The organism is Enterobacter sp. Ag1, from assembly GCA_000277545.1.
Taxonomy (GTDB): domain Bacteria; phylum Pseudomonadota; class Gammaproteobacteria; order Enterobacterales; family Enterobacteriaceae; genus Cedecea.
In genome coordinates, this window is record AKXM01000040.1 from 53,493 (window position 1) to 71,898 (window position 18,406).

Consider the following 18,406-nt stretch of genomic DNA (forward strand, 5'->3'; position numbering starts at 1 on the left):
GCCAGGGCGAACTTATTCCCCTTAATGAAAACGACCATGACAACGACCGAAACTGCTTCATCGGGTTCGCCGCAAACAACCTCCGTCCGCCTGCTGTTTGCGGCGCTTATGCTAGTCATGCTGCTGGCCGCGCTGGATCAAACCATCGTTTCTACGGCTTTGCCGACTATCGTGGGTGAACTGGGCGGCCTGGACAGGCTTTCCTGGGTTGTCACTGCGTATCTACTGGCTTCCACGATAGTCGTGCCGCTCTACGGCAAGTTTGGCGACCTGCTCGGGCGCAAAGTTGTATTGCAAACGGCGATTGTGGTCTTTCTTCTTGGCTCCGCGCTGTGCGGCCTCGCGCAAAATATGACGCAGCTTATTTTAATGCGCGCGCTGCAGGGACTGGGCGGCGGCGGGCTGCTGGTAGTCACCATGGCGGCGGTGGGCGACGTGATCCCGCCCGCCGAACGCGGTAAATACCAGGGGCTTTTTGGCGGTGTTTTCGGCCTGGCGACGGTCATTGGCCCGCTGATTGGCGGTTTTCTGGTTGAACATTTTTCCTGGCGTTGGATTTTCTATATCAACCTGCCGCTGGGGATTTTTGCCCTGCTGGTTATCGGCGCGGTGCTGAAATCCCAGACGGCGCGAATTAGGCATCAAATTGATTTTCTTGGCGCGGGCTACCTGACAATTTCTCTGACCTGCCTGATTTTATTCACCAGCGAAGGCGGCACGGTCATGGCGTGGACTGATCCGCAGCTGTGGTGCATCTTTGCGTTCTTTGTCGTGGCGCTCATTGGCTTTATTTATGAAGAGCGACTGGCGATTGAGCCGATGATCCCGCTGCACCTGTTCCGCAACCGTACTTTTTTATTGAGCTGCCTGATTGGGTTTATTATAGGCATGTCGCTGTTTGGCTCGATGACCTTTTTGCCCCTTTATCTGCAGGTGGTAAAGTTCTCAACGCCGTCCCAGGCGGGGATGCAAATGCTGCCGCTGATGGGTGGACTTATCCTGACCTCAATCATCAGCGGGCGCATTATCAGTAAAATAGGCCGCTACCGCATTTTTCCCATTATCGGAACGCTGTTAAGTTTTATCGCGATGGCGCTGCTCGGTACGCTAAAGCTGGAGACGCCGCTGACCACGCTTTATCTGTACGTTGGTCTTTTAGGGCTGGGACTCGGCATGGTGATGCAGGTATTGGTGCTGGCCGTGCAGAACAGCGTGGAAATAAAACTTATCGGGGTAGCGACCTCAAGCGCGACGCTGTTTCGCTCCATCGGTGGTTCAATTGGCGTGGCTGCGTTTGGCGCGGTTTTTACCTCCGTGCTGCGCAGTAATCTTGAGACGCTGATCCCGGAGGGGACTCAATTGCCGCGCCAGCTTGGTGCGCAGGCGGTACACGAACTGCCCGTGGCGATCCGTAACGATTATCTGCAGGCTTTTGGCTCAGCGATTCATTCCGTGTTTATAATTTCGGCGGGCGTTGTGGTGCTGGGCTTTGTCCTCGCGCTGCTGATGAAAAATGAGCCGCTGCGTAAAGGCTGACTATGAAAAAAAACATCGATTTAAACAGTGATTTAGGTGAAAGCTTCGGGCAGTGGACAATGGGGGATGATGCCGCGATCCTGCAAATTGTCAGCAGTGCCAACGTGGCCTGTGGTTTTCACGCCGGATCGCCTGCGGGCATGCTCGAAACACTTCGCGCCGCAAAAGCTCAGGGCGTTGCCGTGGGCGCGCACGTGGCGTATCCGGATCTCGTCGGGTTTGGCCGGCGCAATATGGATATTGCCAGCGACGAACTGACGGCGGACGTCATTTACCAGATTGGCGCGCTACAGGGGCTGGCACAGGCAGTGGGAACGCGCGTCCGGTATGTGAAACCGCATGGGGCGCTGTATAACACCATCGCGCATGACAAGCGCCAGGCCGAAGCGGTGCTGGATGCCATTCTGGCGTTTGACGCCTCCTTGCCGCTGGTGGTGCTGGCGGGCTCGCCCCTGCTGGCATGGGCGCAGCAAAAAGGGGTGGCGACCGTCAGCGAAGCCTTTGCCGACCGGGCCTATCATGCTGATGGTTCTCTGGTGTCAAGACGTGAACCTGGTGCCGTGTTACACGATGCCGGGCAGGTTGCCGCACGTATGCTGCAGCTGATTACTGAGGGTGGCGTGGAGTCAATCGAAGGCGTATTTACCCCCATCCAGGCCGACTCCATTTGTGTGCACGGCGATAGCGCGGGGGCGCTTGCTATGGCGCAGGCAATCCGCAATCTGTTTATTTCTCAGGAAATAGAGGTGCAGGCTTTTGCCAGATAAACGCGTTTTGCGCTGCAGGCGGAGTGCGGGGTGACCGGCTCTCCGCGAACATTGTGGCTGGCGCTTTTTCCATCTCTGAAATTGCTTTCATTCGCTCTTCTTCTGTCTTTTATTATTAACAATACAATAACATTATATCTAACAAAATTGTGACAAGGCACAATATACATATAACTTAATATGTTTTATAAAATGTAGCTATTGCCTGCAACTATGCCCCCTAAAGAGAAAGACATATGGAACAGACATCTGCTACAAAAAATACCGATTCCCTGCCGGAGAAGGGCCAGCAGTTCAACCGCTCCATCGGCCTGGTGTCTAACTTTGCGCTCGGTTTTACCTACCTCTCGCCGTTGACCGCCGTGTATTCCCTGTTTGCGCTGGCGATAACCCTCGCCGGGCCGCCAGCCATCTGGTGGATCCTGATTGCCGCCTGCGGGCAGCTGCTGGTTGCCCTGGTGTTTGGCGAGGTGGCTTCGCAGTATCCCATCACCGGCGGGCTATATCCGTGGGCCAGAAGGCTGTGGGGGAAGAAATACGCCTGGATTGCCGCGTGGATTTACCTCTGGGCGCTGGTGGTGACCATTACGTCTATCGTGGAATACACCTCCACCTTCGTCGCCTCGCTTTTTCATTACGGCGATACGCCAATTGCGATGCTGCTCACTTCCGTGGTGCTGCTCACCATCATGATGGGCGTCAACATGTCCGGGACGAAAAACCTGGCGAGGGTCGCCCGCTTCGGCTTCTGGTGCGAAATTATCAGCGTGATTGCGCTCGGCATTTACCTGCTGATTTTCCACCGCAATCAGCCTTTCTCCGTGGTGTTTGACGCCATGGGCGCGCTGGCAAAAGACGGCAGCTACGGCACGGCCTTTATGTCGGCGTCGCTGATGGGGCTGTTTATGTTCTTCGGCTTCGAAGCCTGCGGCAACGTGGCGGAAGAGGTGAAAAACCCGGGGCGTAAGATCCCGGTGGCGATGATCCTCAGTATCGTTTTCGGCGCGATCTCTGCGGTGATCTCCATTCTGGGTTACCTGCTGTCATCCCCGGATCTGATGAACATTGTGAACGGCAAAATAGCCGATCCGATCCCGGCGATTCTGAACGATGCGCTGGGCGAGAAGGGCGCCACGCTGTTTATCGTGATTGCCATTGTGGCGATGCTCTCCTGCATCCTGTCGCTTCAGGCCGCGCTGAGCCGCCTGATCTTCTCGTTCTCCCGCGACAAAATGCTGCCGGGCAGCGAGTGGATGGCGAAGATCTCGAAGCATAGCGTGCCGGACAACGCGATGTTGGTGAGCTGCCTGCTGCCGATGGTGATTTGCGTCTGGGTCTACTTCCAGCCGGATAACCTTGCTCGCATCACCGCGTTTGCCGTGATAGGGATATACGTCTCCTTCCAGATGGTGATTCTGGCCGCGCTGCGCCAGCGCTTTAAGGGCTGGAAGCCTGCGGGAGAATGGACGCTGGGGGCATGGGGCACGCTGGTGAATGTGCTGGCGCTGGCCTACGGTATCGGCGGGATCTGGCTGTTGGCCCAGCCTGCGGACAGCGCAACCTTTATTGACCGCTGGACGGTGCTGATTGGCCTGGCGTTGGTCATCGGCTCGGGGCTGGTTTACATGACGATTGCCAGACCGTTCGGCCATTCTGATGCGCCTGAAAATGACGCCATTGAATACGCCAAACGGCTAAATCTTTCCCGCGAGTATTAATCCAAAGGGCCTTATGGCCCTTTTTTGTATGCATTTATCCACAGTATTAAAGGGTCTTATGACCCTTTTTTAATAAGCTCATATAACGTGCAGTATTCTGTGTTATAGACTTCAGCCGCCTCAGCGATATTCAGTAATTCACCCACGCGGTATTTAGGATAAGTAGAGAAAATAATCCGCTTATCTAAATTAGTCAGCATAACTCTGTGGTTATTGAACAGCGGAAGTAATTCTTCCTCGACTTCACTGACCAGCACATCAATTGCCGCCACGCCAATAAAACGCTGGTGCAAATAAACCGGCATCGCAGAGGTTAAGGTATAAGACGTATTACAAACGTAATCGACATAAGGGCCGTGAATATACGCCTGGCCGTTTTCCTGAGCATCTTTAAACCACTCAAAGGTCCTGAAATCCAGCCGCTGCTGGGTGGCCTGATCCAGGTCGAGATTCACCTTTTTCACGCCGTCGGCCTTTTTGTACCACCACTCCAGCAGCCAGTACTCTTTCTCTTCCGTGCTGCCTGCAATGTGGCTGGCAAAGCCAGAGCCTGAGCAATAAGGCGTTTCGTTCAGCGTCTCTTTGATGTGTTCCTGGATGGCTCGCTTTACCGCGGGATCCAGCAGCAATTTATGATCGCCGCCGTGAAACGCTGCCAGCGTGGACTCAACCTGCCCGGCAAGCGCAATGGTTGCCTGGATGGTGGTGGTAAGGATGTCGTCAATCTTACGGGTAAAAGGGATGAGGCTTGCAGGTACATTCATGGCGATGCCCGTGTTGTTGTGTCAGTTTTATTTATATTTTAATTTGCTTTCAATGAGATAGAAGGTGAAGGTGTCGATGAGTTGCGTGGCTAATCGCACCGCCTCCTGCTCGTGATGGGTTTCTAGCGCGGCGATCAATTCGGTATAAACATCAATCACTTCCCGATGAATGGCTTCATCACGGTAAAGAATGGCCACCAGTGAAGCCCATTCGGCCTGCAGCAGCAGTTCCTGGTTGGCAAGCCTTGCGGACTGAGAACTGGCGGAAAGTGCCAGCAGGCAGCGCATATCTGCCTGAGTTTTTAGCTCCGGCGTGCTGGCCGATTTCAGCGCCTCAACAAACTCCTGTAGCCGGGTGATATCCGCGCTGGTCATGCGTCTGGAGGCCAGTTTGGCGCTGTGGCTAATTATGGCGCAATGCATTTCGCCGAGGTCAGAAATATAGTCTGAGCTGATGGTCTTAAAAGGGTGGAGCGGCGTCTGAAATTCGCCGCTATTTTCGCAAACAAAGCTGCCGCCATTTCGCCCACGAACGGTGTGGATTAAATTATTCGCCCGCAGAGTATTTAAGGCTTCGCGTATTGTTATGTGGGAAACGCCCATCATTTTGGCAAGGTCGGCTTCATTAGGAAGCTGCTCATTTGCCTCAAGCAAACCAGTAATAATTGCATTTGAAAGCCGCTGCACAATTTGATCGGATCGACTTGCCTGTCCTATAGGTGCGAATATTACTGCGTGAGTAATCATAGTGCTCTCTGATTAAAATTCCCTGAATCAACGGTTATTGATAGCACAGCCCGGGCCTTTAAGAAAGGCATCGACAGGCTACCAGAAACGGCGGTTTTCACCGCTTGCCCGGCATTGCAATGTAAAAATATTGTTAAATTGTGGGGTCGATCATGTTGCTATCAAGCGCAGATTGAAAAGTCGCCACTCAAAAGATATTACATAATATTGTTTATGTTTAATCTGAGGAAAAGGCGATGCAAACCCTGAAGCATTTTATCAACGGGCACTATGTGGCGGGCCAGCCAGCCACATTGTTTGACCTGGTCAGCCCGGTCAACAGCGAGGTTTATGCGCAATCCCCTGACGGCGGCGCGGAAGAAGTTAACCAGGCTTACGCGGCGGCAAAAGCGGCGTTCGCGGTATGGAAACATTCCCTGCCGTCCGAGCGGCAGCGTGCCTTGCTGAAGCTTGCCGATGAAATTGAACGTAATGCCGCGCGGATTGTGGAGGTGCAAAGTCAGGAAACGGGGCAGCTTAAACACTTTATCGAGCGCGATGAAATCGCGGCGTCCTGCGACGCTATCCGCTTCTTTGCCGGGGCGGCCCGTTGCCTTGAGGGGAAAGCTTCCGGGGAATATGCCGCCGGGTTTACCTCAACCATTCGCCGCGAACCGCTGGGGATTGTCGGGCAGGTGACGCCGTGGAACTACCCATTCATGATGGCCGTTTGGAAAATCGCTCCGGCGCTTGCGGCGGGCAACACCGTGGTGCTGAAACCGAGCGATACGACGCCTATCAGCACGCTGATTCTGGCCGAAATTGCGGCACCTTTGTTCCCACAAGGCGCATTCAACGTGGTGCTGGGCAAAGCGGGGACGGGCTCGCTGGTGGTATCCAACCCGGAAGCCTCGTTGGTGTCGATTACCGGTTCCGTTCGCGCCGGGCTGCAGGTTGCCGCCTCTGCTGCCGCCAACCTGACCAAAGCGCATCTCGAATTGGGTGGCAAGGCGCCGGTGGTGGTGTTTGCCGATGCGGACATGAACAAAGCGGTCGAGGTGATTACCGCCGCCGGTTTCTCTAATGCCGGGCAGGATTGCACCGCTGCCACGCGTATCATCGTTGAAGCCTCCGCCTACGACGCTTTCCTTGAAAAGCTGATTCAGAAAACCAAATCAATCACCTTCGGCGAGCCGGACGATCGCGAGGCTTTGTATGGCGCCCTCAACAGCCGCAACCAGCTGGAGCAGGTGACGGGCTTTATTGAACGGCTGCCTGCCCATGCAAAAATTGAAACCGGCGGCAAAAAGGGCGCGGGCCCCGGCTACTACTTTGAGCCGACGATCATTTCCGGGCTGAAGCAGCGCGATGAGGCCATCCAGCATGAAGTTTTTGGCCCGGTGATGACTATCCAGTCTTTCAGCAGCGAAGAAGAGGCGCTCAGCAGAGCCAACGACGTGGAATACGGCCTGGCGGCAAGCGTCTGGACCAGCAGCCACAGCCGGGCGCAGCGCTTTAGCACCCGTCTCGATTTCGGCACCGTGTGGATCAACAACCATATCCCGCTGTGCGCGGAAATGCCCCATGGCGGATTTAAAAAGTCCGGCTACGGCAAAGACCTTTCGTCTTACTCCCTCGACGAATACACCCGCCTCAAACACATTATGTGCGATATCACTGAATAAGGATCCCTGCGATGAAAAGAGTTAATGCTGTTGCGCTGTCGCTGTTTTTCTTTTCAACCCTGGCGCTGGCCGAAAGCGCTCCGCTTTCCGTCGTGAAAAATTATATGGCCGCGTGGAATGCCCACCAGGCCGGGCAGGCGGCCCAGTATCTTGCCAGCGATATGGTTTATTACGACGCCGCCGTCGGCACACCGGTTGAAGGGAAAGAAAAAGCCGAGAAAGAGGTGATTGGCGCGTTTATTAAAGCGGTGCCGGACCTGCACTGGCAGATGACCAGCGAGCCGGTTTATAACCACGACACCATCGCTTTCCGCTGGACGTTCACCGGCACCAACAGCGGCGAGTGGGGCGGCAGCCCGGCAACCAACAACCCGATCAAGTTTGAAGGCGTGAGCTTTATCAAAGTCAGCCACGGCAAAATTACCTGGCAGGGCGATTACTACGACTCGAAGAAACTCGACGAAGAGCTCAAACCTCGGCAATAGCACGCCGCTTACTGGTCGTTACCCGCGGGCGGCGCACCGGCAACCCGTTACCAGAAAAGACACTATAGTTAACAGGCTTATCGCGTAGCGAAGCGGCAGGGAGTTTGTTATCATTTGGTTAACAATATGTCTATACCCTAAATAATTCGAGTTGCAGGAAGGCACCAAGGCCGTGAATCCTCAGGCGCATAGATAACTATGTGACTGATGCAGGTAACGCACATGCAACTTGAAGTATGACGGGTATAAAGGACTGATAAAAAAGGTTATCTATGTCTATTACCCGACGTGACTTTCTTAACGGGATGGCAATTGCAATTGTCTCTGGTTTAACGCCTCTGGAACTGGTGAGGGCAAACGGCAAAGCATCCGGCAGCGCCGTGATAAATGCAGATTACTACCCGCCGGGGCTAACTGGTCTGCGCGGCAACCACCCTGGCTCGTTCGAAATGGCGCACGCCCTTGGGCGCGAGCACGAAAAATTCGACTTCGGTAAGCTGCCGGTAGAAGAAGAGTACGACCTGGTGGTGGTTGGAGGCGGGATCAGCGGCCTGGCGGCAGCCTGCTTCTGGCGCGAAAAAATGGGGAAGGAGGCCAAAATCCTGATCCTCGACAACCATGACGACTTCGGCGGGCACGCCAAGCGCAACCAGTTCAACGTCGGCGGCAAAACGCTGCTGGGCTACGGCGGCAGCGAATCATTCCAGTCGCCGAACAGCAACTTCAGCCCGGTGGTTCACGGCCTGATGGATTCCCTGGGCGTCAGCATCACGCGAATGAAAAGCAGCTTTGACGCTACTTTCTACCCGGACCAGAACCTGAGCCGCGGCGTGTTCTTCGACAAAAAGAACTTCGGTGAAACCAAAATCGTCAGCGGCGACCCAGGTCGCGCGGTGTCGGACGATATTCCGCCGGACAGGCTCAATGGCCGCAGCATCGAAGCCTTTATCAATGACTTCCCGCTGAGCGAGGCAGACCGCAAGGCGCTGCTGGATCTGCACGTCAACCCTGCCGATTACCTGCCGGGCATGACGGTCGAGCAGAAAAGTGAATGGCTGGATGTCCACAGCTATCATGAGTTCCTCGAGCAGAAAGTCGGCTTAAGCAAAATGGCGCTGATGTACTTCCAGCAGCGTACCAACGACTTTTTTGCCATCGGGATTGAAGGCGTGAGCTGCAGCGACGCGCGCGCCTGTGCGCTGCCGGGCATGGAGGCAATGGGGTTGCCGCCGCTGGATGGCGAAGCGCTGGCCGACCTTGAAGAGCCGTACACCTACCACTTCCCGGACGGCAACGCCGGGCTGACGCGCCTGATGGTGCGAAAACTGATTCCTGACGCGCTGCCGGGCAGTACGATGGAAGATTCCGTCACCGCAAGGCTGCACTACGAGCTGCTGGACAGGCCGGAAAACGGTACCCGCATTCGGCTCAACAGCAGCGTGATTAACGCCGCCAATGCCGATAACGGCGTGGTGGTGAGCTATATCAACAATCAGAGCGGCAAGCTGCACCGCGTGAAGAGCCGCAACGCCATTATGGCGGGCTACAATATGATGATCCCGTACATCGTGCCGGAGGCACCGGAGCAGCAGAAAGAAGATCTGCGCCTCAACGTCAAAGCGCCGCTGGTCTACACCAACGTGGTGGTCAACAACTGGCGTGCTTTCAAAAACACCGGCGTGCATGAATTCTATTCCCCGGCAGCACCGTACAGCCGCGTGAAGCTTGATTACCCGGTCAGCATGGGCGACTACCATCACCCGCAAACGCCGGACGACCCGATGTGTATCCACATGGTGTATGTGCCGACTTATCCGGGCAGCAACATGTCTCCGCGCGAGCAGTTTCGCCGGGGCCGTGCATTCCTGCTCGGTTCTTCCTTTGAAGCCCATGAGCAGATGATCCGCTCTCAGCTGCAGGAGATGCTGGGCCACACTGGCTTTGACCACGAACGCGATATTGCGGCCATCACGGTCAACCGCTGGGCGCACGGCTATGCCTACTATGCTAACGCCCTGAGCGATGACATGGAGAAAATGCCGGAAATTATCAACCGTGCCCGCCAGCCGATAGGCCGCATCACGATTGCTAACTCTGACTCAGACTGGAGCGCTTACGCCCACGCGGCTATCGACCAGGCATGGCGTGCGGTCAACGAACTTGTGGCGATGGGGTAACCAGGAAATGAAACGTATTTTAGCGGCTATCTCGATCCTCTTTTCTGCCAGCGGCTACGCTGCCGTATCGCAAGGTGAGTATGTGGCGCGCGCGTCAGACTGCGTCGCCTGCCACACCGTAGACGGCGGCCAGCCGATGGCCGGAGGCAAAAAGTTTTCTACGCCGGTGGGGGATATCTACTCCACCAACATCACGCCGGACAAAACCCACGGCATTGGCGATTACAGCTACGAAGATTTCGAGAAGGCGGTTCGCCAGGGGATAGCCAAAGATGGTCACGCCCTTTACCCGGCGATGCCTTATCCTTCCTACGCCAAAATGACCGATGAAGACGTGAAGGCGCTGTACGACTACTTTATGAAGGACGTTGCCCCGGCGGCGACCGCCAATAAAGAGAATGATATTCCGCTGCTGCTGTCGGCCCGCTGGCCGCTGCGCGTGTGGAACGGCCTGTTCGTGGATGACGTGAAATCCGGCGGTGTGGTGGTTGAGGCCCGCGGGGATAACGCGGAGAAAATTAAACGTGGGGCTTATCTGGTGCAGGGGCCGGGCCACTGCGGCGCCTGCCATACTCCACGCGGCATGGCGATGCAGGAGAAAGGCTACGATGATTCCAGCCCGGAATTCCTGAGCGGGGCGATGATCGACGGCTGGTATGCGCCTTCCCTGCGCGGCATGAATATGTCCACCCAGGAAGTGAAAGACTTGCTGAGCAAAGGCCGCAGCCAGCATCACGCTATTGCCGGGCCAATGGGGGAAGTGGTCACCCAAAGTACCCAGTACCTGACGGATGCCGACCTGGAAGCTATCGCGCTGTATATCGCCAACTTCAAGCCGCAAAAACCAGCCGCCACGCCGGTGAATGCTGCCGTGGTTTCTCAGCCGTCCGACGGTAAAACCCTCTACATGCGCTACTGCTCAACCTGCCACAGCCCGGACGGGAAGGGGACTGACTTTAACGTGCCGTCGTTGGTGGGCAACTCGGCGGTGATGGCGAAAGATCCGTCCTCGCTTATCAGCGTGATCGCCGACGGGGCGCACACGCCGCAAACCCAGGGCACTATTCCGTTCATGATGCCCGGCTATAAAGGCGTGCTGTCGGACAAAGAGATGACCGATGTGGTGAACTACGTGCGTGGTTCCTGGGGTAACGGTGCGCCTGCGGCAACCGAAGCTGAGGTGAAGAAGATAACCGGCGAGGGCAAATAGTTCAGCCAGATAAGTTTAAACAGGGGCCTTGATGGCCCCTCTTTATCGGGGTTAGATTCGCCTGGCCTCGTGAAATTCGCTATCATCCGGCTCCACTCTCCAGCCGGGCAGCCCAATGTCTACGATTATTGATACGTTTATTGCCCCGCCTTGTTTTGATGAGATAGAAATTCTTTATCAGGACGAGCATCTGGCGTTGATCGATAAACCTTCCGGCTTGCTCAGCCTTTCAGGGAAAAATCCGCAGAATCTTGACTCGGTGCATCATCGGCTGGTGCAGATATTCCCCGGCTGCACGCTGGTGCATCGCCTGGATTTCGGCACCTCCGGGCTGATGGTGATTGCGCTGAATAAGGCGATCAATGCGTTGCTCTGCCAGCAGTTCAGCCAGCGTTCTGTTGCCAAGGTGTATACCGCGCTGCTTTGCGGGCATCTTGAAAAAGAGGAAGGAATGATCGACGCGGCGATTGCCAAAGATCCGGCGCTGTTTCCACTGATGTCGATTTGCGCCGTCAGCGGCAAACCTGCTCGCTCGCGTTACACGGTGATTGAGCGGATTTATCGGGAACTTGAAAATGGTGCTCGGCTGCCGTTAACGAGGGTACAGCTTGCGCCTGAAACCGGGCGGACCCACCAGCTGCGCATCCATGCGCAATATCTTGGCCACCCGATTCTGGGCTGCGATCTGTATGGCGGGCTGGCGTTGTCAGGCACTGAACGAGTGCCGCGGCTGATGCTGCATGCCAGCGAACTGCATTTTGTTCACCCGGTCAGCGGCGAACCGGTGGCTGCCAGATGCGACAGCCCATTCTGACGAGAAAATGTGTTGCGGCAGACATTACTCGTTGCCCCACTGATTCAGAAACTCAGCGATTTCGTCAATGCGCTGTTCGGCAAGGCCAGCCTCAACGGCCATCTCACCCTGCGCTTCCTCGCTGATTTCCTCGTTATTCATTAAGCGGGTAATCAGCAGCTGGAAATAGTGCGCCACGGCATCACGCTCATCCTCGGCAACGGGCTTTGCCGCTTCCGTCGAGTATTCGTCCGCGATGTCGTAATATTTCAGGTCGATTTCGTTGTTCATGGTTATCTCTGGGTTTGTTAGCCTGGCCGCGATAATAGCATTGTTCAGCGGGCAAAAGGGATCAGTGAGTTTCTTCCACACGGAGGGCTTCCTGCACCGCTGGCCGCGCGTTTATCGCCGTCATATAACGGGTAATAGCGGGCCACTGGTTAAGGTCGATTGATAACATTTTGCCCCAGCTCAGGACGGTATAAAGATAGGCATCAGCCACGCTAAAAGTGGAGCCGGTCAGGTACACAGTTTTCGAGAGCGCATCCTGAACAAAATCGAGCCGCTTGAAAAATTTTTCGCGGAAGATGGCTTTAACCTCTTCCGGCAGCGAGGCGTTGAACAGCGGGGCAGACGCGGTATGAAGTTCGCTGGTGATGAAATTCAGCCACTCCTGCAATCTAACCCGTGCCCAGCTTCCTGCCAGAGGCGCTAGCCCTTTTTCCGGGCGAAGATCGGCCAGGTACTGCACGATAGCCGTGCCTTCCGTCAGGATCTCCCCGTTGTCCAGCTCCAGCGCGGCAACATAGCCTTTGGGCGTGACGGTGAAAAAGTCTCGCCCGTCGGCGGTGATCTTAGTTTTGTTATCCACTTTGATGAGTTCGAATTCCAGCTCTAATTCACGCAGGACAATGTGGGGCGAGAGCGAACAAGCTTTTGGGGCGTAATACAGTTTCATGGCATCTCCAACAAATTAAAAACAGCTGTACAGCGCGCGACCCGGCGCCTGGATGCACTATGATTTAGCCCGCCACCTCTGTAAAATTAATCATTCATTAAATAACTATTAGTTGAGCTACTGATAACGATGATGAACCTTTTGCACTGGCGGTTGCTGGTCGCGGTGGCCGATGCCCGCAACATTTCCCGTGCGGCGGAGGAGGTGGGCATGACTCAGTCAGGTGCCAGCCAGGCCATCGCGCAGCTTGAAGCTTCCCTGGGGTTCCCGGTTTTTACCCGCGAGCGCAGGAACATTGGCGTTACCGCGCTGGGGGAGCAGGTTATCGCTCATGCCAGAAGTATGCAGCTGTATCTCGAGGCGATCCGCTCGCTGACCGAGTCGTGTCGGGACTTAAGCGGGAGCCGTATTCGCCTCGGCAGCTTCCCGTCGGTGACATCGACGCTGCTGCCCGGCCTGCTGCGTGACTTCAGGCGTTTGCATCCCGGCATTGAGGTCGTGGTACTCGAAGGTATTGATGAAGAAGTCGAGCAGTGGATTGCTGCAGATACCGTCGAACTGGGTGTGGTGATGAACCCCGGTCCCGGCCGGGCTGACGTTATTCTCGGGCAGGATGCCTGGATGGCGGTGTTGCCTGCCAGCCACGCCATGGCGCGTGGGGCAAGATCCCGGGGAATAACCCTTGAAGCGTTGGCGGAGCAGCCCTTCGTGCTGGCGACTGGAGGCTGTGTGGTAAACGGCGGCAGTTTAATGGCAGAGGCCGGTTTGCGCTTGTCTGACATACGCGTCACGGTCCGGGACTGGGTCAGCGCCTGTATGCTGGTGCGTGAAGACATGGGTGTGGCGATAGTGCCTGCGTCCACGCTGCCTGAAGATATGCGCGGCCTGTGCGTGGTGCCGCTGACGCCGGGGCTTCATCGCGAGTTTGGCCTGGTGTGTTCTTCGGCAGGAAAAACGTCCCCGGCGGTTCAGGCCCTGGTAACCCGACTGCGTAAAGCGGGATGAGCTAAACGCCGAACAGCTTTCACTGCCCGGTGTTTATCTCCTTCGCCAGCGTTTGCAGCCTCGATTTCAGCCAGTTGGTCGCGCTCCGCTTCCCGCTTCGTTTGTGTGAATAAATTTTTATTTCAAACGGACGTATTTCGAACGGTAATGAAAAAATCTTTATATTCGTGGCTGGCATCAGTTTTTCAGCGGCAAAGCGCGGCAGCGCCATTAGCAGATTGCTTTCTGCCACAATAAACGGCGCGCTAAGCATAGATGGCGTCTTGATGGCTATTTGCCGCGTGTAACCCATTTGCTCAAGCTGCCTGTCCAACACACCTTGCTTCTCATTCCACGGCGTGACAACGATGTGCCTTGCGGCGAGATAATCCTCAAATGTCAGCCGTGTCCGGCTTGGGTGACTGATGACGACATACTCATCTGTAAACCAGCTAATTTCTTCCAGCTCCGGATGCCGGATATCTTCTGAGGTACTGAACCCCAGCGCCAAATCCACTTCGCCCGCCAGAAGCTCCGTCAGTGCCGGTGTATGAGGCAAGTAAAGTAACTCGAAGCTCAGGCCGGGCGCTTCATGCTGCAGTTTGTGCATCAGGGCAGGGAAAATGCAAAAAGCGGTAAAATCCGTAATCGCTATCTGCAGGCGCTCTGTCGTCCGGGATGCGTCAAACTCCGGCTGCTGAGTCAGCTCTTGATCCAGGTATTTCAACGTCGAAGCAATAGAAGGGGCGAGCTGCGTGGCATACACGCTGGGACACATCCGGTGCCCTTCCCGGTAAAACAGCGGGTCATTGAGCGAGGCTCTCAGTCTCGACAGCGCGTGGCTAAGCGCCGAGGTGCTCATCGCCAGTTCATCGGCCGCCAGGCGGACGGAACGATGGCGATAAATCGCGTCAAAAACAGGCAAAAGGTTTAAATCGATACGCCTTAAGGTTGGATGCATAATATTCATCATCTGGTGATTTCATTACACTTAATTCGCCTGACAATAACCTTTATGCTTGGGGCCAGCAACGTTAACGCCATCCAGAAATAACAGGAAAACCAATGAGTATGACGATTCGTCAGGCCCGCCCGGAAGACGCTCAGGCTATTTACGACATGATCTATGAGCTGGCCGTGTATGAAAAAGCCCCTCAGGAAGTGATCACCACGCCAGAGGAGATCCGGGCGACGCTGTTTGACGCAGGCAGTAAAACTGAAGCGTTGATCTGCGAGACAGAAGGCAAAATTATCGGTTACGCCGTTTTCTTCACCAGCTACTCGACCTGGCTTGGGAGGAATGGTATCTACATGGAGGATTTATACATCTCTCCTGAGTATCGCGGCAGGGGAGCGGGAAGGTCGTTACTGAAATATATCGCGCAGTGCGCGGTGCAGCGGCAGTGTGGCCGCCTGGAATGGTCTGTCCTGGACTGGAACCAGCCCGCGATTGATTTTTATCTGAGCATCGGGGCGTTGCCGCAATCGGAATGGGTTCGCTACCGCCTGGATGGTGAGGCATTATTGAAATTTGCCGATTAAAAACAGGACGATATAACAATCCCGCAGCGGCGGGATTTATACAGCTAACAGCGCTTATTTGCAAAAATGCGATGAGTTATTTTATGGTAATTTATTAATATTAATGGCATTAATCGATATAATGCAGTGCTGAACGTTTAGACATAAATATGCACACTTTATTTCAGCCGTGGCATCTGGTGTTCAAAATCTGCCCACGTTAGAGTGATGGTCTGGTTTTTAGCCTGGGTGACAAAATGAAAGTATTAAGTATCGTGGGGGCGACATTGTTAGCGACCTCATTCCATGCCTCGGCATTCGTTTCTAATTCCTCGGTTCGCCCTGAACAGACGGCGAATGTGAACAATAACGCCGCCAATGGGCATGCCATTCCTTCCGAAGCCAACTACGACATCACCAAAATCATCCCGATTGCGGGCTGCAACTGCGCTTTTTGCACCGCTTTACGCAGCGCGAATCTGTAATCCGATCTTACTGTTTCAGGCCCTGTTTATCGTCATGATAGCGGGCCTGAAGTTGCCTGTTTGCTCGCGTCAAGCTGCTAGTCATACCACGGTTGCCTATCGCTGGTGGCAATTTCCATGCTGACAATCAGCTCTTCCGGGACAATGCGCGTCAACGACAGCTCCGGCAGATCGTTAATGGCGAAGAAGCCGATATCGGTGGATTCGTGGCTGAGGGCAAGGTTGCCGCCGGTTTCTTCACACAGAAAAATGAGCTTGTAGACGTGCCAGGGCAGCGGGGGATGGCCGTGCAGATTACGGTCCCACACGCCCAACAGTTTGGTCACCTTCACTTCCAGCCCGGTTTCTTCCCTTACTTCCCGGCAGACGGCAGCGGACGGGGTATCGCCCACATCGGCCCAGCCGCCGGGTAAGCTCCATTTCCCATCCTCCGCTTCTTTGACCATCAGCACCTTACCGTCGCGAATAATAAAAGCGCGAACGTCGGTTTTCGGTGTGGCGTACCCGGACTCAGAGACAGGATTCAAGGTTTCTGAATTAATGTTAAAACGGGAGCGGAGCAGGTTTTCGGCGATGTCACGGAGGGCTTCATAGCGTTCCTTGTCAAACACATCTTTGGCGTATGTCAGCCCGTTCTGGGCAATAGCATTGAGTTTCTGAGCGACTGTGTGGATATCGGTCTCTTTGATGGCGTCCGGCATTGTTTTCACCTGTGTTGTGCAGAAAGAAAAACTCAGTCAGTGCACAACCGTAGCAGTAAAATCAATGGATTAAAATGTGAGTAGAGCAGGTTTCGCGAGGCAGTTTCCGGCTAACCCCCTCATTTCTGGCATTATCTTGTTGAGGATCTTTGCGCTATTCTGGGTCTACTTTCGGATAATGATGAATAACGACTTGCCATGAAATGGACTGCTTCGCTAATTTTGGGACTTACGCTCACCTCACCAGCTCTCGCCATAAACTTGCCCGAACCAGCGCCTGTTAAAAGCATCGAAGTAGTGCCCGGTACGACCGTACGCTTAGGGCCTGGGATCAATGCGGCTTATCGCGTGACGACTATGGCAGGGCTGAGCAGCGAAGTCTGGATATACACCGACTGCCGGACCGATGATAAAACGCTGCTGTTTATTAATGCGCAGGCGAATAAAAGTTTGCGCGTCTACGCGGTCAGCTCCATCAACCGCTATACGCCGGGGACGGCATTCGAGCCGGATGCGGACAGTCCGTTTATGACCACGCCAGGGCTGGATCTCTGTAAGCAGAATGTGCCGGAAGCGAAGTGGGCCGATGTCCCTTCCGCGAGTCAGAACGGTGAAAAGCGGTTTGTTGATGTCTCTAACAGCCAGCGTGAAGGGGCAATACTGAAAGCCCGGCTGGCGACAGACTTCGACAAAATCTATCACGAAGAAAAATACGGTGCGCCTTACTCGGTAAAAATCGAGGATGTGGTCTTCAACTGCGTAAAAGCGGAGGGCATCGCAACCCGTACTTTCTCGCTGGATAACCAGGGAATGGCAACGGACACCTCAGCTGGGGAAAATAAAGTCCTCTCGCCGGAAACTGCAAGCGTTGCAAAAACGCTTTGTGGCGTCAGCAATCTGTCGAGCTACAAAGGCACGGGCGCGCTTGTCCGTCGTGACAAAGAGGCGGCCGATACCACGCCCGCTAAGCCGGATTTAGACAATAACACCCCGGCGGCATTGCAGCGGTTTGCCCTTCCGGAGCAGGTGACAAATGCTATTGATAAAATCTTTACCGATCCGCAGCAAAAACCGGCTTTTCGCTCGATAAGTTTTACTCAGGTAAGCCAGGAAGGAGACGGCCTTACGCTTAGGGCAAAAGTCGATGCTCAGCCGGACGGCACGACGCTCACCGTGACGAAGATTAGCCTCGGCAATGCCGATTTCTATTCCCAGTATCAGCGCTTGTTTAACATGGTGGATGTGAAAAAGTGGGAAACCATGTCCGAAGCACCGTGGGTTAGCAAAAATCTGGAGAGCAATTTCACGCTCCCGGTGAAACCGGGCAAAACTTATTCCTCACGCAGCCAGGTTTACAACCAGGATAAGCCTGATACAGAGCAAACGCTAAGCCAGACCTGCGTGGCCGGTAAAGAATGGCAAAATGCTGCCGATATTCATCCTAATTTCCCTGGCCGCTACCTGGAGTTAATCTGTAAACAGGATCTCGGCGACGGCAAAGAAGCCAGCGGTGACTATGCCTATTTTGAAGACCTGCGCATGTTTATTCGCTTTGGTTATCAGGAGAGGGGTGAGGCGAAGCGGTTTATCTATAGCGATGTGAACGTGGTGCGGTAGTTTAGCGTCATTTCCAGCATTTCATATCTGACAGCAGCATTCTCTTCTCACGGATGCTGCAACTCAGCCTGGTCTGCTGATGTGACTCTGGCCGCAGATTAAGTGGTTTATTCATATTCATGATTAGACGTAAAAAGAATAAGGTCACTGTATAGGCACAATCGTTTATACAGCAATGATAGGTTTATAACTTTTTTAAATTACTACTTCGCGCACAGTAGCTTTTCGGAAATTAAATAATAACCCTGTCACCCAGGGGGCAATACTACTAAAAAAGGA

Annotated in this window: 18 protein-coding genes; 12 read left to right on the forward strand and 6 right to left on the reverse strand. The window is 54.6% G+C overall.

Going from position 1 to position 18,406, the window contains the following annotated elements; translation table 11 throughout:
- The first annotated feature begins 36 nt into the window (after positions 1–36).
- From A936_RS16065 to A936_RS16075, 3 genes are all read left to right on the forward strand, one after another.
- Positions 37–1,536 carry an MDR family MFS transporter gene (locus tag A936_RS16065; RefSeq protein ID WP_008459635.1) on the forward strand — a complete coding sequence of 500 codons (1,500 nt, stop codon included), beginning with the start codon at positions 37–39 and terminating at the stop codon, positions 1,534–1,536.
- A gap of 2 nt (positions 1,537–1,538) precedes the next feature.
- Positions 1,539–2,303: a LamB/YcsF family protein gene (locus tag A936_RS16070; protein ID WP_008459636.1), complete on the forward strand. Its 765-nt coding sequence runs from the start codon at positions 1,539–1,541 to the stop codon at positions 2,301–2,303.
- 236 nt (positions 2,304–2,539) lie between these two features.
- Positions 2,540–4,021, forward strand: a complete 1,482-nt coding sequence (locus A936_RS16075) for an APC family permease (protein ID WP_008459637.1) — start codon at positions 2,540–2,542, stop codon at positions 4,019–4,021.
- Between the two features lie 56 nt (positions 4,022–4,077).
- On the opposite strand, the gene A936_RS16080 is transcribed toward A936_RS16075, so the two are convergent.
- Positions 4,078–4,785, reverse strand: a complete 708-nt coding sequence (locus tag A936_RS16080; RefSeq protein ID WP_008459638.1) for a cache domain-containing protein — start codon at positions 4,783–4,785, stop codon at positions 4,078–4,080.
- Positions 4,786–4,812: 27 nt separating this feature from the next.
- The gene (locus tag A936_RS16085) at positions 4,813–5,532 is read right to left on the reverse strand and encodes a FadR/GntR family transcriptional regulator (RefSeq protein ID WP_034809582.1); all 720 of its coding nucleotides are present in this window, start codon (positions 5,530–5,532) and stop codon (positions 4,813–4,815) included.
- A 236-nt stretch (positions 5,533–5,768) separates the two neighbouring features.
- Between A936_RS16085 and A936_RS16090 the strand changes: the two genes are divergently transcribed.
- The 5 genes from A936_RS16090 (at position 5,769) to A936_RS16110 (ending at position 11,882) form a co-directional block, all read left to right on the forward strand.
- Positions 5,769–7,196: a gamma-aminobutyraldehyde dehydrogenase gene (locus A936_RS16090; RefSeq protein ID WP_008459640.1), complete on the forward strand. Its 1,428-nt coding sequence runs from the start codon at positions 5,769–5,771 to the stop codon at positions 7,194–7,196.
- An 11-nt stretch (positions 7,197–7,207) separates the two neighbouring features.
- Positions 7,208–7,681, forward strand: coding sequence for an ester cyclase (locus A936_RS16095; protein ID WP_008459641.1), 474 nt, complete (start codon positions 7,208–7,210; stop codon positions 7,679–7,681).
- A 272-nt stretch (positions 7,682–7,953) separates the two neighbouring features.
- Positions 7,954–9,858 carry an NAD(P)-binding protein gene (locus tag A936_RS16100; RefSeq protein ID WP_008459642.1) on the forward strand — a complete coding sequence of 635 codons (1,905 nt, stop codon included), beginning with the start codon at positions 7,954–7,956 and terminating at the stop codon, positions 9,856–9,858.
- Positions 9,859–9,865: 7 nt separating this feature from the next.
- Positions 9,866–11,068 (forward strand): cytochrome c, encoded by a 1,203-nt coding sequence (locus A936_RS16105; protein ID WP_008459643.1) that lies wholly within the window; start codon positions 9,866–9,868, stop codon positions 11,066–11,068.
- A gap of 115 nt (positions 11,069–11,183) precedes the next feature.
- Positions 11,184–11,882, forward strand: coding sequence for an RluA family pseudouridine synthase (locus A936_RS16110; RefSeq protein WP_008459644.1), 699 nt, complete (start codon positions 11,184–11,186; stop codon positions 11,880–11,882).
- 24 nt (positions 11,883–11,906) lie between these two features.
- Here the strand turns inward: A936_RS16110 and A936_RS16115 are convergent, their stop codons facing one another.
- The gene (locus tag A936_RS16115) at positions 11,907–12,152 is read right to left on the reverse strand and encodes a DUF2543 family protein (RefSeq protein WP_008459646.1); all 246 of its coding nucleotides are present in this window, start codon (positions 12,150–12,152) and stop codon (positions 11,907–11,909) included.
- 61 nt (positions 12,153–12,213) lie between these two features.
- A complete protein-coding gene (gene gstA / locus A936_RS16120; protein ID WP_008459648.1) occupies positions 12,214–12,819 on the reverse strand; it encodes a glutathione transferase GstA in 606 nt (201 codons plus the stop codon).
- A gap of 129 nt (positions 12,820–12,948) precedes the next feature.
- On the opposite strand from gstA, the gene A936_RS16125 reads away from it, so the two are divergent.
- Positions 12,949–13,824: a LysR family transcriptional regulator gene (locus tag A936_RS16125; RefSeq protein WP_008459649.1), complete on the forward strand. Its 876-nt coding sequence runs from the start codon at positions 12,949–12,951 to the stop codon at positions 13,822–13,824.
- A gap of 19 nt (positions 13,825–13,843) precedes the next feature.
- On the opposite strand, the gene A936_RS16130 is transcribed toward A936_RS16125, so the two are convergent.
- Positions 13,844–14,776, reverse strand: coding sequence for a LysR family transcriptional regulator (locus A936_RS16130; RefSeq protein ID WP_008459651.1), 933 nt, complete (start codon positions 14,774–14,776; stop codon positions 13,844–13,846).
- A 92-nt stretch (positions 14,777–14,868) separates the two neighbouring features.
- Between A936_RS16130 and A936_RS16135 the strand changes: the two genes are divergently transcribed.
- A complete protein-coding gene (locus A936_RS16135) occupies positions 14,869–15,345 on the forward strand; it encodes a GNAT family N-acetyltransferase (RefSeq protein ID WP_008459652.1) in 477 nt (158 codons plus the stop codon).
- A 236-nt stretch (positions 15,346–15,581) separates the two neighbouring features.
- A complete protein-coding gene (locus A936_RS16140) occupies positions 15,582–15,809 on the forward strand; it encodes a hypothetical protein (RefSeq protein ID WP_008459653.1) in 228 nt (75 codons plus the stop codon).
- A 77-nt stretch (positions 15,810–15,886) separates the two neighbouring features.
- Here A936_RS16140 and A936_RS16145 read toward each other — a convergent pair whose 3' ends face one another.
- Positions 15,887–16,510 carry an NUDIX hydrolase gene (locus A936_RS16145; protein ID WP_008459654.1) on the reverse strand — a complete coding sequence of 208 codons (624 nt, stop codon included), beginning with the start codon at positions 16,508–16,510 and terminating at the stop codon, positions 15,887–15,889.
- A 348-nt stretch (positions 16,511–16,858) separates the two neighbouring features.
- Here A936_RS16145 and A936_RS16150 point away from each other — a divergent pair, with 348 nt between their 5' ends.
- A complete protein-coding gene (locus A936_RS16150; RefSeq protein ID WP_157141427.1) occupies positions 16,859–18,127 on the forward strand; it encodes a hypothetical protein in 1,269 nt (422 codons plus the stop codon).
- Positions 18,128–18,406 lie beyond the last annotated feature (279 nt).